The sequence below is a fragment of the Bradyrhizobium sp. 31Argb genome (genome assembly GCF_043638955.1).
Taxonomy (GTDB): domain Bacteria; phylum Pseudomonadota; class Alphaproteobacteria; order Rhizobiales; family Xanthobacteraceae; genus Bradyrhizobium.
The window spans coordinates 1-1,294 of record NZ_JBEGDB010000599.1; the positions used below are offsets into that span (position 1 = coordinate 1).

The 1,294-nt window shown below is 52.8% G+C and carries 1 protein-coding gene; it reads left to right on the forward strand.

The genetic code is table 11. The features are described from left to right. Positions 1 to 967 precede the first annotated feature (967 nt). Positions 968 to 1,264, forward strand: a complete 297-nt coding sequence (locus AAFX91_RS41735; protein WP_394570353.1) for a hypothetical protein — start codon at positions 968 to 970, stop codon at positions 1,262 to 1,264. Positions 1,265 to 1,294: the final 30 nt, after the last annotated feature.

Below are 1,294 nucleotides of genomic sequence, written 5' to 3' on the forward strand. Positions count from 1 at the left end.
TCATGCGCTCCGTCTATCAAACGGAGCAGCCCCTTCCAACTAAGCACGTGGTCCCACAATCGGGGTCCATTTCAGTCCTGTCTGCGACAAAGAGGTGGAGAGGGAATATCAGCGGAGGCTCGTGTCCGTTCTGATCGGCATGTACGTCACAAGTCTCGCGTGGCTCATACCGCGCCGTCTGTAGACAAACCTTGGTATAGGTTTTGCAACCGGTTCTATATCGCCTGTTTACCTCTGTAGAGTTGAGCCACCCGTTGAGTCGTGTGTACTTTCGACGTCGAAGCTGGACCATTTGACAATCGGGGGGTCGCGAAACCTTAAGCTCACTTGATAGGCTGTTGCGTGCCATTGAGGCGCGAGGGACGAAGTTGAATGGAAACACGTGAGCCCACTTTCGCCTTGGAGATCCATCAGCACATTGTTTCGTTCCTGCAGAAGTCAGATCCAGTGATTTTGGACATTGGCTGCTACGACGGCGTTGCCTCGTTACGTTTTCTTCGGCTTTGCCCAGAGGGCTGAGCCCTGCTGCTTCCAGCTGCCCCCGGGCGATTGCTCGCTTTAGAGAAAAACATTGGTGCCTATCTTGAGAAGGTGCCTCTAATCAACATCGCGATCAGCGATCAAAATGGCAGGGCCGAATTTCATGCAAGCGACGGAGATGGAGAAGCTCAGGAACATGAGCCTTTAGATCACCATACGAAGACCGTTGATTGACATTCGAAAAAAATAGACTGGCACGTCTGGCTGAGTGGTCGTAGTTAGATAGTGGGAAACACAGCACGGCTTCCGTTATACAACTGAAGTCTGTAATGGGAGCAACTGGCGAACCTTTGCACTTGACCGCTGCCACTATGAAGGCAGCTGGAGGTGCTAAGGGAGTGATCTGAATCTGCCGCAAGCCTGATGACCAATGTTGGTCTGGTCCCGCTGACGCGTGATCCGACGCTCTTCGGAGTTGGAAAGTTGAATGCCCGCCTTTGATGCCGCTATGTTTTTTCTGGCCGCAACGACGTTTTTTGCGGCCTTTGTAAATGGAGCCATCGGCTACGGCTTTTCGTCACTCACTGTACCCCTTGCGCTGGTTTTCTACACCAATCGCATTCTCAACCCCGCCATCGTCATCATCGAGGTCTTCGTCAACGTCTACGTCCTCTCCATCAATCTGAAGGGCGTGCCGGCGGTTTGGAAACGCATATTTCCCATCTTGCTCGGGCTCTTGCTGCATATTTCACTGATGGTGAGCAGCGATTTCGCGCGATCATGAGCGCCGAATTCAGACGATCGTGAGCAGCCC